This is a genomic window from Sagittula sp. NFXS13 (assembly GCF_040148795.1).
In the GTDB taxonomy this organism is placed as follows: Bacteria; Pseudomonadota; Alphaproteobacteria; order Rhodobacterales; family Rhodobacteraceae; genus Sagittula; species Sagittula marina.
Genome location: NZ_JAGEMH010000009.1, coordinates 52,931 through 66,566, shown reverse-complemented (window position 1 = coordinate 66,566; position 13,636 = coordinate 52,931). Strand labels below are relative to the sequence as shown.

Genomic DNA, 13,636 nt, shown 5'->3' with positions numbered 1-13,636 from the left:
CTTATAGTTTGGGTTCGCTCAGGTCTTTGCGTTTCAACCAGGCGAGGTAGGTTGGTGCAACACGACGAGCGATGCTGTGAACGGGGAAGGGGCGCGGTTCGGTGACGGGCAAGGCCAGCTCGTTTTCGTCCGTTCCGGTGGCCGCCCGGGCGAGCTCGCGGCCCAATGCCGTGCCAAAGGCCACGCCGCGCCCATTGCAGCCGATCCATGCCCAGCCGTCGGTGCCAAGCCGGTGAATGCGTGGGAAACGGTCCCAGTTCATGCCGATGTAGCCGGACCAGACGTGGGTCATCTCGGGCGTGCCAAGTTCGGGGAACGCCTCGCCCAGACTGCGGGCGGCCTTGGCCCGGACGCGGTTTGCTACGTCATAGCTGCCTATGACTGCGCCCCCCGTGATCAGCCGGTTGCGCGCATCATAGCGGAAAAAGCGCAGGTCGCCGCGGGTGTCGGACACCGCTTGCCGGCCCGGCAACAGGCTGCGGCGCAAGTTGTCGCCAATGGGCTGCGTCGCCATTTGCCAGCTCAACACCGGAATGATGGATTTCGCCAGTCGCGGCGCCAATGAGGGCACCAGTTCACCTGTGTAGGCATTGGTGGCCAGGATCAGGGCGCGCGCCTTCAGTGTGCCGGTGGCCGTGCGGATCACCCACTGTGCGCCAACCCGCTCGTATCGGATGACAGGTGAGTTTTCGTGGATCGTTGCGCCCAGATCTTCTGCCGTTTTGGCCATCGCGCGCGCCAGCGCCAGCGGGTTGATATGGCCGCCCGTCGGGTTGAACATGCCGCCATACCAGAAATCGCTACCCAGAATGTCGCGGGTTTCTTCGGCAGTTTTGAATTCGGCGGGAAAGCCGTGGCGTTGCCATGTATCGACCCGTGACTGACACAGCTTCACACGCCCCGGACTGTGGGCGGGCTGGAACCAGCCAGCTTGTTCCGCTTCGGCTTTCATGTCGAATTCACGGACCAGGTCGAACAGTATGTTTGCCGAATTGCCGATCAGCTGGACCATGCGTTCGCCAGCAGCACCGTAGCGTTTGATCCAGGCCGCGGGCTCTGCGGCGGTGAGGATTGGAATGACCTGCCCATTGTTGCGCCCCGACGCGCCCCAGCCCACGGCCTTGCCTTCAAGGACAGTGACTGATCCGCCGTTACGGGCAACTTCGATAGCGGCCGAAAGACCTGTAAAGCCGCCGCCGATCACGGCCACGTCGGTTTCAGCCGTGCCGCCCAGCGGTGGCGCGGGGGGGCGGTGTGGGGCTGTGGCGGCCCATAGCGAAGGTGGAAATGCGACGTCTGTCAATGGGCTGGCTCCAGGTCGGGTTGCGCGGGCGGGACCGTGTCGTGGGGCATCCAGAACCAGCGCAGGGCTTCTTCTTCGGGCAAAAGGTCCGTGATCGGCGCGGGGGGCAGGTCGGCCGCCGCATCTGCCAGATCGCGGGCATAGGTCAGGCACGCCTCGAATGTTGGCGGGGTGTCCTGTGCGCTCTCCTGCAATGTCCACAGGTCCGATAGCGAAGCCGCCGCTTTGTCCTCGACGGTGCGTTGGGCGCGCCAGACGCCTGCGGTCAGATCCAGACGGTAGTAGGCCAGCAAATCGAGACCGTGTTCAGCGATCAGCGCCAGTGCCGCCGCGATCCGGTCTGTATCGCTGTCGTCAAAGAACCAGTTCACCCCCAGGCGCGCCCAGCCGGGACGAAAGGCAGAGTGTCCCTGTTCGACGGCGCGTTCGTGGCATTCAGAGGTTTCGTCATCAATGCCCAGCAGCGCATGCCCGTAGGGACCGGCGCAAGAGCATCCACCGCGCGCCTGTATGCCAAACAGATCGTTCAGCAGCGCAACCACATAGTTGTGGTGCAGCAGCTTGCCCGCGACCCGGATGTTGAACGAAAACACGCCGATGCGCGGCACATTCTGAGGCCCGAGGATCTCGACCCCCGGAATGGCGCGCAGGGCGGTTTCCAATCGGTTGGTCATGGCCTGCTCGCGGCGTTCGACCTCATCCTCGTCCATGTCCGCCTTGAGTTGCAAAACCATACCGGCGCGTATGTTTTCGACGATCGACGGGGTCCCGGCTTCCTCGCGGCGTTCGGGGTCAGAGACGTAGTTGTGGCGCAGCGCGGTCACATAGGACACGGTGCCGCCGCCGCTGATGGTGGGGCGCAGGCTGTCCAGCATACGGCGGTCGGCGATCAGCAGGCCCGACGCCCCGGGGCCGCCGGGGAATTTGTGCGGTGACAGAAACGCCGCATCAATACGGTCGTTCGCGCCGTCGCTCGATGCGCTCAAACGCACCGGGATATAGGGGGCAGCCGCCGCGAAATCCGCCACGCACCAGCCGCCCTCTTCATGTACAAGCCGGGCAATGGCGCGCAGATCGGTGCGTACCCCGGTGACGTTGGAGGCCGCCGAAAAGGCCGCGATTTTCACGGGCGCATCCGCGTGCTGTTTCAGGGCGCTTTCCAATGTCGTCAGGCAGACACCGCCCTCGTCGTTGAGCGGAATGCGCACGATCTGAGCCCCGCTTTCACGCCAGATCAGATCGTTCGAGTGGTGTTCGTAAGGGCCGACAAACACGACCGAGGTGGCGTCCAGCCCCTGCATGGACAACGCCCGGACAAGCTTGTCTGCCGCACCGGTGGCGCCCGAGCCTGTAAAGATGACGGCGTGGTTTGCGTCCGCGCTGACAGCCTTGCGCACAGTGTCCCGCGCCAGTTCGCGCAGTTGCGTGGACCGCCGACCGGTAAACGATGTTTCGGTATGCGTGTTGCCGTAGAACGGCAGCACATGCTTGCGGATTGCGTCCTCGATAAAGCTGATGGACCGCCCCGAGGCGACGTAATCAGCATAGATCAATGCGCGGGGCCCGAATGGCCCGGGAATTGCCGTGCCCTCACCAATAATGGCCGTACGGATGGTGTCGAACTGAATGGTCATCGGTGGTCCTTAGGCGGCGTCTGTCTTGCGATAGGGGGGCGTCCACGTGCGCCCCGGTATCGATGCAAGCAGGTTGCGGGTGTAGGGGTGCTGCGGGTCGGCAAAGACCTCGGCGGTAAAGCCCGCCTCGACCACTTCGCCCTTTTGCATCACGATAATGCGGTCGCAGAGTTGTGCTGCGACGCGCAGGTCGTGGGTGACGAACAGCAGCGACAGGTTCATCCGGTGGCGCAGTTCGGCCAGCAGTTTCAGCACTTGCGCCTGAACGCTGACATCCAGCGCCGAGACAGGCTCGTCCGCGACGATGACCTTTGGTTCCATTGCAAGCGCGCGGGCGATGCCGATGCGTTGTCGCTGGCCGCCCGAGAACTCGTGCGGAAAGCGGTTGGCGGCGGCGGGTGACAGTTCGACCAGTTCCAGAAGCTCACGGGCGCGGGCACGGGCCTTTTCAGGGTCTTCACCATGCACGATCGGTCCTTGGGCGATGATATCTACCACCCGCTTGCGCGGGTTGAGCGATGCCATCGGGTCCTGAAACACCATCTGGATATGCTTGCGCATACCGCGCAGCTCGGCGGGGCTGCAGGCCAGCAGGTCGGTGCCGTCCACTTCGACCGCGCCGGCATCGGCGTCCAGCAGGCGGGTGACCAGACGCGACACCGTGGTCTTGCCTGACCCGGATTCGCCCACGACACCCAGTGTTTCGCCCTGATGGAGCTCAAAGCTGAGATCCTTGACCGCGACCACGGCCTTGCGTTTGCCAGTCAGCAGCCCGCCGCGCGCAGCAAAGGTTTTGCGAAGGCCTGTGCCCTTCAGCACAGTCGGACGGGTGGTGACGGGTTTGTGCGGGGGCGGCAACAGATCGGGGACCGATGCAATCAGCGCCTGGGTGTAGGGATGTTGCGGATCGTTGAGCACCTGACCCGCGGGACCTTGTTCGACCACCTCGCCCTGGCGGAGCACGATCACATGATCGGCGATTTCAGCCACGACGCCAAAGTCATGGGTGATGAACAAGACGCCTGCGCCCTCTTCTTTTTGCAGGTCGCGGATCAGTTTGAGGATCTGCAACTGCGTCGTCACATCCAACGCTGTTGTCGGCTCGTCTGCAATCACCATTTTGGGTGACAAAGCCAATGCCATCGCGATCATCACGCGCTGGCGTTGACCGCCGGAAATCTGGTGAGGGTAGGCGTTGTATGCGGATTCAGGGTCCGGGATATGCACACGTTTGAGCATTTCAATCGCGTGGGCCTGACGCTCCTTGCGCTCGACGCCCATGTGCAGTTTCAGAACCTCGTCAATCTGCCAGCCGACGGTTTTTTGCGGGTTCAGCGCGGTCATCGGTTCCTGAAAGATCATCGAAATCCGGTTGCCGCGCAGCTTGCGCATCTCCGCTTCCGATTTGGCCAGCAGGTCTTCGCCTTCAAAGGTGATCTCCCCCCCTGCCACCGTGACATGCGGTTCCGGCAACAAGCGCATGATGGCGCCCGCCGACAAGGATTTGCCCGAGCCGGATTCGCCCACCATGCAGACGATTTCGCCCGCGTGGACATCCAGGTTCAGACCCTGCAGCGCGAACGGACGGTCAGAGCCTTTTGGCAGGGCGATGCGCAGATCGCGAACCTTTAGAATGGGCTTTGCTTCGACGGTCATTGTTTCTGCCTCGGGTTCATTGCGTCGTTCAGGCCTTCGCCGAGAAGTGAGAAGGACAGGACTGTCAGCACGATGGCGATGCCCGGAATGGCCGAACAGTACCAGGCGGTGCGCAGCACGGCGCGGCCCTGGCCAATCATGTTACCCCAACTTGCGTAGTTCGGATCGCCCAGACCGAGGAAAGCCAGAGCGCTTTCCAGCAGGATCGACAACGCCATGATGACCGAGGCGTAGACGATGATCGGCGGCAGGGCGTTGGGCAGGATCTCACGGAAGATCAATGATGTATTCGACACCCCGAGATTGCGTGCAGCATCGACGAATTCGCGGTTGCGCAGGGACATGAATTCGGCGCGCACCATGCGGGCGGGGGCCGTCCAGCTGACGACGCCGATCGCCACGGTGATCCACTCGATCTTGGAGCCGAGAATGGCCACGAGAGTCAGCAACAGCACAAAGTTCGGGATGGTCTGAAACGCTTCGGTCACTCGCATCAGCAGGTCGTCCACCCAACCGCCAAAGTATCCCGCGAGCGCGCCGATCACGATGCCGATGATGATCGACACCAGCGTGGCGAGAACGCCAACCAGCAGCGAAATCCGGGCGCCGTAGAACAGTTGCGACAGGATGCTGCGGCCCAGCTGATCGGTTCCCAGCGGAGTGGAGGCATTCACAAAGGGGGCCACCAGTGGTTGACCGGCGCGGCGCAGCGGATCGCCCGGATCGACCAGACCTGCGGTCAGCGCCATCAGCACGACGATGGCGAACAGGAACAGTCCCAGAAGGGCTGCGCGGTTGCGTCGGTAGCGCTGCCAGAAGACAACATAGCGGGGCGGTTCTGCCGGTCGCAGATCAGTATCAAGCACAGTCATGAGAGTTCAATCCGGCTGTCGAGACGTGCGTAAAGCAGGTCGGTTAGAAAATTGACGAGGATCACGATGATCGAGCACAAAAAGATGATGCCCATCAGGGTGTTCATGTCGCGCTGGATCACCGACTGGTAGGCCAGTTGCCCCAGTCCCGGCAGCGTAAAGATGGTTTCAACCACCACCGATCCCCCCAGCAGGGTGGAAAATTGCAGACCGAACAGGGTGACCGCAGGCAACAGGGCGTTGCGCATGATGTGATGCACCATCAACCGTGTCTCGCCGGCGCCCTTGGCTCGGGCCGTGCGCACGAAATCCTGATCTGCGACCTGCATCACCGACGACCGCATCAGGCGCAGGTAGAACGACAGATAGATCAGCGACAGCGCCGCCGTAGGCATGACCAGGTGGCGTGCCACGTCCACGACGTGATCCCAGCCGGTGTAAAACCCTGCAATGGTCTTGATCCCGCCCACAGGCAGCCAGCCCAGCTTGACCGAGAACAGCAGCATCATCATCAGCGACAGGAAAAAGCTGGGTGTTGCGTAGAAAATCAGCCCCAGTGTGGAAATCAGGTTGTCGGTCAGCGAATAGGCGCGCCGTGCTGCAAACGCCCCCAGCGTGATACCAATCGAAAAGGCCAGGCTGAGCGATGTCGCCATGAGCAGCAAGGTGGTGCCAAGGCGATCCATCAGAACGGTTGCCACCGGTTGTTCATACACGAAGGACCGCCCCAGATCGAATGTCGCCAGCTTGACCATGTACCGCCAGAGCTGCACCCAGATCGGCTGGTCCAATCCGTATTCCGCCCGCAGCCGAGCAATAAAGGCAGCGTCGGCCCCCCCCATGTCGCCGACCAGCGCGTCAACCGTGTCGCCGGGGGCCATTTTGAGCAGCAGGAAGGTGCCCATCATAATCAGGATAATGACCGGAATGGCCTGTAGAAGGCGCCTCAGGGCATAGATCAGCAACGGGGGAATGGTCGGTTTCATCGCGAAATTCTTTCAGATGCGCGCAGGCAAAGGGGCTTGCGGTCTTGGGAGCGGGCAGGCCGACAGCGGCCTGCCCGAAGGTCGGATTATTCGTCGAGCCACAGATCGTACCAGCTGGAAGAGTTCCAGCGCGGCGTGTTGTGGTGGTTCTTCAGCTTCTTCGACGTGACCGAGATGAAGGGATGCTCGATGGCAAAGATCACGGGGATTTCTTCCATCTCTTTGCGCTGGATCTCGTGATACATCTCGGCGCGCGCGTCCGGGTCAAGCTCGGAGGCTGCGTCGTCGATCATCTGATCCATCTCTTCGCTTTTCCAGCCAAACTGATTGGACCACGGCGTTCCTTCGGGCTGGCCCGAGCGCAGCCAGACAGTCGTAGACACCGCAGGATCCGACCGGAACTGGTGCCAGCCGTTCGCTGTGTCGAAATCATGATCGCGGTAGACGCCATTCAGGAAACCGGGCGCGTCGTTTGTCAGGATCTCAACGTCGATGTTGATCTCTCGCATGGCTTGCGCAAAGTATTCACCCCAGAGCTGGGTGTATTCCCCCCACGGGGCAGGGCGGTGACGCAGCTTGAAGCGGAAGCCGTCGTCTTTGACGGGATAACCGGCCTCATCCAGCATCTTTTTTGCCAGCTCGACATCATACTCATAGGTTTTCACGTCGTCGGTGTAGTTGTCACCACCGGCTTTCGGAACAGGCCCACGACCGGGGGCCGCAAAGCCGCGCATGATCGTGTCGATGGCATAATCGATGTCCAGACCGTGATAGATGGCCTGCCGCACCTTCAGGTCGGCAAGGATCGGGTTGCGGTGGTTGAACTCGACGGTCGAGTGGGCGACGTTGTTTTCGTAGCCTTCGGTGCCGACATCAAAACGGTCGTCCTCTGACAGGCGGACCACATCGGCCATCGACACACCGATAAAGCCGGACTCGTGGACTTCGCCCGCTTCCAGCGCGGCCGCAGCGGCAGATTTATCCTTGATGAACCGCCAGACGATGCGGTCGAGGTAAGGAAAGCCCTCGCGCCAATAATCGTCGTTCTTTTCAGCCATCACATATTGACCGCGTTCGTATTCGACGAATTTGAACGGCCCGGTGCCGACAGGCGCCGTGTTGTACGGGTTGTTCAGAATGTCGGTGCCCTCGTACAGGTGCTTGGGCATCGGGTGGCCAAGGTCGGGCATGGCGGCCACGAACAGATCAAGCGGCATCGGCTTGGAATAGTTGAACACGGCCGTGTGCGGGTCGGGGCAATCGACCGATTCCAGGTTGGCTTGCAGAGCCGACGAATAGTTCAGCAGCTCTTTCCACATCTCCATGGCGGTAAAGGACACGTCATCACAGGTGAAATCCTCCCCGTCGTGCCAGCGGACGTTCTCACGCAGCTTGACCGTGATGGTCAGGCCGTCGTCCGAATCGGACCAGTCGGTCGCCAGTACGGGCTCGTAGCCGTCGTAGCTTCTGTCGATCAGCGGTTCGACGATTTTGCCGCTGATGTTGTAGACGCCTGTCGATGCGCGCAGCGCGGGGTTCAGGGTCCGCTGTTCGGAAATCATGTGAATGATGGCTGTGCCACCCTTCTTGACCTCCTGCGCCGAAGCCGCGCCGGGCGTCAGTGCGGTGCTTGCGGTCAAGCATGCGACGCCAAGGCCGATCAGTTGTTTCTTCATGTAAAGCTCCCTTTCTGTCGGACTCCTTGCTGGAATCGCGATTTTGCTTTCGCTCTGCTTCAACACTGCGCATGACGCAGGGGTAGTCAATGAAAATCTAACTCGTGAATATAAAATAGAAAAAAATACTATGTTTTAGAACTTAACTGGGATAAATATTTAGCATGCAGTCATTTTAAGAGGCCATAATGCTGAAAACGGTTTGGGTCACTGGTGCAGGATCGGGCATAGGATCTGCGGTTGCTCTGGGTTTTGCCAAGGCGGGCTTTCGTGTTGCCTTGACGGGGCGCGGCGTGCAGGCGCTGGAAGAGGTCGCCGCCAGATGTCCCGACAGCGAAAGGGTTCTGGTGGTCCCGGGCGATGTAACCGACCGGCAAGGCATGCTTGAGGCCGCACAAAAGATTGCCAAATGGGGCGATGGTCTGCACATCCTTTGCAATAACGCCGGACTGAACATTCCGCAACGCCGTTGGGCCGATCTGGACTGGGAAAGCTGGGACAACCTGCTGAAAATAAACATAACCGGGACGCTGAATGTGATTGCCGCTTGTCTGCCGATCATGCGCGGCCAGCAAGACGGAATCATGATCCACACCTCAAGCTGGGCGGGCCGGTTCCATTCGCCGAACGGTGGCGTCGCGTATGGCGCATCCAAGCACGCGCTGTCCGATATTTCCGCCAGTCTGAACGCCGAAGAGGGCGTAAACGGCATCCGCTCGACCGCGCTCTGCCCGGCAGAGGTCGCAACCCCGCTGCTGGCGAAACGCCCCGGTTTCGATGTCTCGACACTGGACCATATGATTCAGCCCGAGGACATGGCGCAAACCGCACTTTACGTGGCGCATATGAACCCGGTCGTTGCAGTGCACGAGATTCTACTGGCTCCGGTGCGCAAGTGAGTTCCGCCCCAGTTTCACATTTGAAAGGAAAATGAAATGTCTCATCCTGTCAAAGGTATAGATCACTGTTTTGCTCTGGTTCAGGATCTGGACAAGGCCGCTGCGCAATATGCGGCGTTTGGGTTCACCCTGTCGCCGCGTGGCCTGCATTCCGAGGCAAAGGGGTCTGCCAACTACACCATCATGTTTCCTGACGACTATTTCGAATTGTTGGGCCTGCTGCGCGCAACGCCGCTGAATGCGGCGCGCGGCAAGGCGCTGACAGAACAGGGGCAGGGGCTGCACGCGATCGCCTGCCGGATCGGCACCGCCGAGGCTGCGGCAACTCAGCTTGCGGAGCTTGGCATCGGGACGCACGGTCTTGGCAGTTTCGAGCGCCCGGTGCCGCTGCCCGACGGTGGGTCGGCGATGGCGGCCTTTTCGACGGTGGTCTTTGACGATGCGGAACTGCCCTTTGGATCCGTCTTCATGTGCCAGCACAAGACGCCCGAAACCGTCTGGCTGCCCGAGCTGCTGACCCATGCCAACACGGCTTGTGGCCTTGATGCGATCCTTGCCTTGTCCGAAAACCGGCAAGCGGATGGAAAACGCTTCGCGCGGTTGTGGGCTGACGGGTCGACCAGCGAGACCAACGGTCGCGTGACGGTCAATACCGGCGCCAATTCTGCGCCGCTTGTCCTGATGTCACAAGATGCGATGCAGGCGCTTTACCCCGGTGTCGATGTGTCTTTGACCGCCAAGGGGGCCTTCACGTCTTTGCGGGTCAAGGTGACCGACATGAATGCTGCGCGCCAATGTCTGGACGATGCCGGTCTCGCCCCGATTGTCACGCAGACGGGACTGGCAGTTGCGCCCGAACACGCGTCGGGCGTCATTGTCGAATTTGTGCCAGCATGACAGAAAAACAGCGCAAAACCGGGACGAAGTCGGCCGACACGATCACCTTTGATGACATTGATCAGAAGATTCTCGATATCCTGCAGCGTGACAGTGACACGGTGATCAGTGCCATCTCGGACGCGGTTGGTCTGTCGCCGACACCTTGCTGGCGACGGATCAAACGGATGGAGGAAGCCGGGTTGATCAAAAAGCGCGTGGCGCTGGTTGATCAGGTGCGGGCCAATGTCCCCATGACGATTTTCATCGGGGTCACCACGCCGCGTCATGAAATCGGGTGGTTGCAGCGGTTTTGCGATCTGATCGACGAAATCCCCGAAGTTGTCGAAGCCTATCGGATGACAGGCACGATCGACTATATCTTGAAGGTCGTCGTCCCGGATATGAGCGCCTATGATCTTGTCTATAAAAAGATGATTGAACGGTTGGAGTTCAGTCAGGTCAATTCGATGATCTCGATGGAAGAATTGAAGTTCACCACATCGATTCCGACAAAATACCTCTGAGAAACGCTCTCTCGGGCGACTTTAGCAGGCCCGCGACCAACGCCGTGAGGTCGGACACCCCGGTGCGGCAGCATCATGTGTCGCGGTGATCGGACGGGGTCATTCTTGATGCGGCCCTCAGTGGAGATCCAGGAGGCGGATTGCGCCATTGTGCAGCCAGAGGCGGTCGGCATTTCAAGCCTTGAATGTCATGGCGTGCGCCTTGGTGTCGGCTTCGCCCCGCGCTTTTAACCGACCCTTCATCCGAGACCGGACCTTTGCGACGACAAAACTGCGGATGACGTAAAGCCTCAATGGCTCTGATGGTGGCAGAAGGCGCGCAAGCCAATGCGGGGAGGCAAGGAGATGATCGACGGGACACCCAAATCGGTCTGAAGCGTGTGCTCTGCCGTGTCAGGCGCGGCTCCAGGCTGGGCTGTCGCATGGGTCATTCAACAGCTCCTTCAGCTCCAGATCGAGCTGCATCACCGTGATCGAGACGCCGGCCATGTCAAGCGATGTATAGTAATGGCCCAGCAGCGTGAGATGAACGGTGATCCCATGCGCCTCTAGTCGACGCCGCAGCCGCCGGTTCAGGATATAGAGCTCCATCTGAGGGGTGCTGCCCAAGGAGTTGACGAGCAGGGCGACCTCGGTGCCGTTGGCGGGATTGATCTCGTCCAATATGCGGTCAACGATGAGGTCAGCGGTTTCATCGGCAGATTTCACCTGCGTTCGGGCGACCCCCGGTTCGCCATGCACGCCGACGCCGATTTCCATGTCGTCCGGGCCAAGCCGAAAGCTCGGGCGGCCAGTGTCGAGAGAGGCGCCGGGCTCCAGCGCGACACCCATGGTCAGGCAGCGGTCCGCTGCCCGCGCGGCAATGGCGGCGCATTTGTCCAGCGGCAGCATCCTGTTGCACGCCGCGCCCGCCACCTTGAAGACAAAGACATTGCCAGCCACCCCGCGTCGGGCACTGCGCGTGTCCAAAGGGGCCGAGGCAATGTCATCCGTGGTCACCACGGTGCGAACGGCAATGCCCTGCGCTTCGGCCATTTCGGCGGCCATCTCGAAGTTCATCAGGTCACCCGAGAAGTTGCCGAAGATGTGCAGCACCCCAGTGCCGCCATCCGCCGCTTTCGTGGCGGCAAGGATCGGGTCCGGCGGCGGCGAAGCGAAGATATTGCCCACCGCAACTGCATCCGCCATGCCTTGGCCGACGTAGCCCAGAAAGCCCGGTTCATGGCCGGAGCCGCCGCCGATCACCAGCCCGACCTTGCCGGGGCGTGGCCCGTGCCGGGCGCGGATCGCACGCGAAGCGCCATCCACCGGGGCGAGGATGCTTTCATGCGCCAAAAGCGCGCCTGCGATGGCCTCGTCCACAGCATCGCGTGGGCGGTTGAGGAATTTCTTGACCCGTGTGCGCTCTGGCAGGGCCTCAGAAGGGGCGTCGGGCCTGCGGGGCGGGCGGTCTTCGTAGCCTTCGGAGGTCAGGATCGCCCGGGCCGTATCGGCATCGGTGACGAGCGTCGAGACATAGCCGCCGCGCAGGGCGGCCAGAATGGCCTGCACCTTGTCCATGCCGCCGGCGACGGCCATGCGCTCCGGCACCTTGCGGATCATGTCCAGATCCATGCCTATGGTGCGCCCCTCCAGCGGACCATCCACCCGTGCGCCGTTGGCGGAAATCATGCGGCCTGCGATGCTGCCCACCGCGGCATGGTAATGGTCGCGGATCGAAACTTCGTCGAAAAGGCCGCTGGTGTGGATCGTGCTTTCGGGCCGGAGCGAGGAAATCCCGAGAACGATACGATCGGCTTGCGCCAGGACCTCCATTTGCTCGGCAAGGACGGGTTCGTGCAATAGCATGTCCCGAACTTCGGCGGTCGATACAATGGCCGGGGCGGACAGGGGGATGCACCGCGCGCCGAGGTTTTCTGCAAGGCGGGTGGCGCAGGCTTCGGGAGTCCAGGGGATCTTGGCCGTGGTGCTGCCCGTGGCCTGCACGATGCGGACATCTCGCAGCGCGCCATGCGACATGTGGCTGGCCATGGCCAACATCGTCCGCCCCCAGGTCACGGCAACAGTCTCGCCCGACTTTGTCAGATGTCTGAGAACCTGGGCGGCAGCGGCGCCAAGCCGATCCGTCAATGGATTGTCGTTGCCGTCCGAAGGGATGACCATGCAGTCGTTCAGTCCGAAATGGGTTTGCATGGCCTGCGACAAAGTCAGCGCGCGGAACCGGTCAGGGTCGATTTCGATGGAGACGATGCCGCGCGTGCGGGCGTCGGCAAGGTAAGCGTTGACCGATGGACGGGAGACGCCGATCCGCGTGGCGATCTCTGCCTGCGTCAGGCCCTCTTCATAATAGAGCCAGGCCGCCCACAGCAGCATGTCTTCGCCAAACCGGGTCGGGGCACGCTTGTCCCCAGTGGGCGCTGCGCTCCGCGGGGTTCCTCGCGCGGGCATCAGGTCAGCCGCTCATGGTCGGCGGCCCAGCTGGCCAACACGTCCAACAAGGCAGCGGCAGAGACCGCACCGGGATCGAGGTGTCCGATGCTGCGTGGCCCCAGACGGGCCGCGCGCCCGCGCGACGCCATCATGGCGCGGGTGTCTTCTGCGCCTTTGGCGGCGGCCTGTGCGGCGGCGCGGAGGCATTCGACCGTGCCACTTGCGGCGTGGTCTTCATGCGTCACCACATGAGCGGCAGGCCACCACGCGTCCAGCATGGTCTTGTCGCCGGGCTTTCCGTGGCCACGTCTTTCGACGCCTTCGAATATAGCGGGGATCAGCGCAGGCAAGTGATCGAATGGAACCTCTTGCTCGGGACCAAAGGTAGTGGCGGCACGGGTCAGGGCGCTGGCATATAGCGGCCCCGTCGTTGCCCCAACAGCATTCAGCAAGACCTGCCCCGCCAGTGTGAATCCGTCCCCCAGCGTCTGGTTTTCGTCTTCTACATTGGCGAGCGCGCGGGCGGCGGCCTCGAACCCGTCGGCCATGGCGACACCATGGTCCGCATCCCCGATCTCACCGTCGAGTTCGCCCAGAAGGGTCCGTTCAGCGGCCATGCGCTGGGCAAAGGCACGAAACAGGTCGGTCAGGTCGGATCGGGTAAAGCTGGACATGGCACTGGTTCCGGATCGAAGGCTGCCGCTGGCATTTTCGACAGCGCGGCGTTCTGCTGCATACCGTCCGGCGGCCCGGCGCGCAATACGGCCCCGGCGGGAT

Annotated in this window: 11 protein-coding genes; 3 read left to right on the top strand and 8 right to left on the bottom strand. The window is 61.7% G+C overall.

Annotated features, from left to right (window positions below):
• Window position 1: 1 nt before the first annotated feature.
• From J4E08_RS16620 to J4E08_RS16595, 6 genes are all read right to left on the bottom strand, one after another.
• Window positions 2-1,303, bottom strand: coding sequence for an NAD(P)/FAD-dependent oxidoreductase (locus J4E08_RS16620; RefSeq protein WP_349539458.1), 1,302 nt, complete (start codon window positions 1,301-1,303; stop codon window positions 2-4).
• Entirely contained in the window at window positions 1,300-2,937 is a 1,638-nt protein-coding gene (locus tag J4E08_RS16615; RefSeq protein WP_349539457.1) for an aminotransferase class V-fold PLP-dependent enzyme, read from the bottom strand. The genes J4E08_RS16620 and J4E08_RS16615 overlap by 4 nt, the downstream gene beginning before the upstream one ends.
• Before the next feature lie 9 nt (window positions 2,938-2,946).
• Complete coding sequence (locus J4E08_RS16610; RefSeq protein ID WP_349539456.1) at window positions 2,947-4,593, bottom strand: ABC transporter ATP-binding protein; 1,647 nt, start codon at window positions 4,591-4,593, stop codon at window positions 2,947-2,949.
• Window positions 4,590-5,465 (bottom strand): ABC transporter permease, encoded by an 876-nt coding sequence (locus J4E08_RS16605; protein WP_349539455.1) that lies wholly within the window; start codon window positions 5,463-5,465, stop codon window positions 4,590-4,592. Before J4E08_RS16605 ends, J4E08_RS16610 begins: the two co-directional genes overlap by 4 nt.
• On the bottom strand, window positions 5,462-6,451 hold the full coding sequence (locus J4E08_RS16600) for an ABC transporter permease (protein WP_349539454.1): 990 nt from the start codon (window positions 6,449-6,451) through the stop codon (window positions 5,462-5,464). Before J4E08_RS16600 ends, J4E08_RS16605 begins: the two co-directional genes overlap by 4 nt.
• Window positions 6,452-6,537: 86 nt before the next feature.
• Window positions 6,538-8,127 carry an ABC transporter substrate-binding protein gene (locus J4E08_RS16595; RefSeq protein WP_349539453.1) on the bottom strand — a complete coding sequence of 530 codons (1,590 nt, stop codon included), beginning with the start codon at window positions 8,125-8,127 and terminating at the stop codon, window positions 6,538-6,540.
• A 188-nt stretch (window positions 8,128-8,315) separates the two neighbouring features.
• On the opposite strand from J4E08_RS16595, the gene J4E08_RS16590 reads away from it, so the two are divergent.
• From J4E08_RS16590 to J4E08_RS16580, 3 genes are read left to right on the top strand one after another with little or no spacing between them, the layout of a single operon-like run.
• On the top strand, window positions 8,316-9,026 hold the full coding sequence (locus tag J4E08_RS16590) for an SDR family oxidoreductase (RefSeq protein ID WP_349539452.1): 711 nt from the start codon (window positions 8,316-8,318) through the stop codon (window positions 9,024-9,026).
• 36 nt (window positions 9,027-9,062) lie between these two features.
• Window positions 9,063-9,923 carry a VOC family protein gene (locus J4E08_RS16585; protein ID WP_349539451.1) on the top strand — a complete coding sequence of 287 codons (861 nt, stop codon included), beginning with the start codon at window positions 9,063-9,065 and terminating at the stop codon, window positions 9,921-9,923.
• Window positions 9,920-10,429, top strand: coding sequence for an Lrp/AsnC family transcriptional regulator (locus tag J4E08_RS16580; RefSeq protein WP_183966879.1), 510 nt, complete (start codon window positions 9,920-9,922; stop codon window positions 10,427-10,429). Before J4E08_RS16585 ends, J4E08_RS16580 begins: the two co-directional genes overlap by 4 nt.
• A gap of 393 nt (window positions 10,430-10,822) precedes the next feature.
• Here the strand turns inward: J4E08_RS16580 and J4E08_RS16575 are convergent, their stop codons facing one another.
• A complete protein-coding gene (locus J4E08_RS16575) occupies window positions 10,823-12,802 on the bottom strand; it encodes a bifunctional sugar-binding transcriptional regulator/dihydroxyacetone kinase subunit DhaK (protein WP_349539450.1) in 1,980 nt (659 codons plus the stop codon).
• Window positions 12,803-12,876: 74 nt separating this feature from the next.
• On the bottom strand, window positions 12,877-13,533 hold the full coding sequence (gene dhaL / locus J4E08_RS16570) for a dihydroxyacetone kinase subunit DhaL (RefSeq protein ID WP_349539449.1): 657 nt from the start codon (window positions 13,531-13,533) through the stop codon (window positions 12,877-12,879).
• Window positions 13,534-13,636 lie beyond the last annotated feature (103 nt).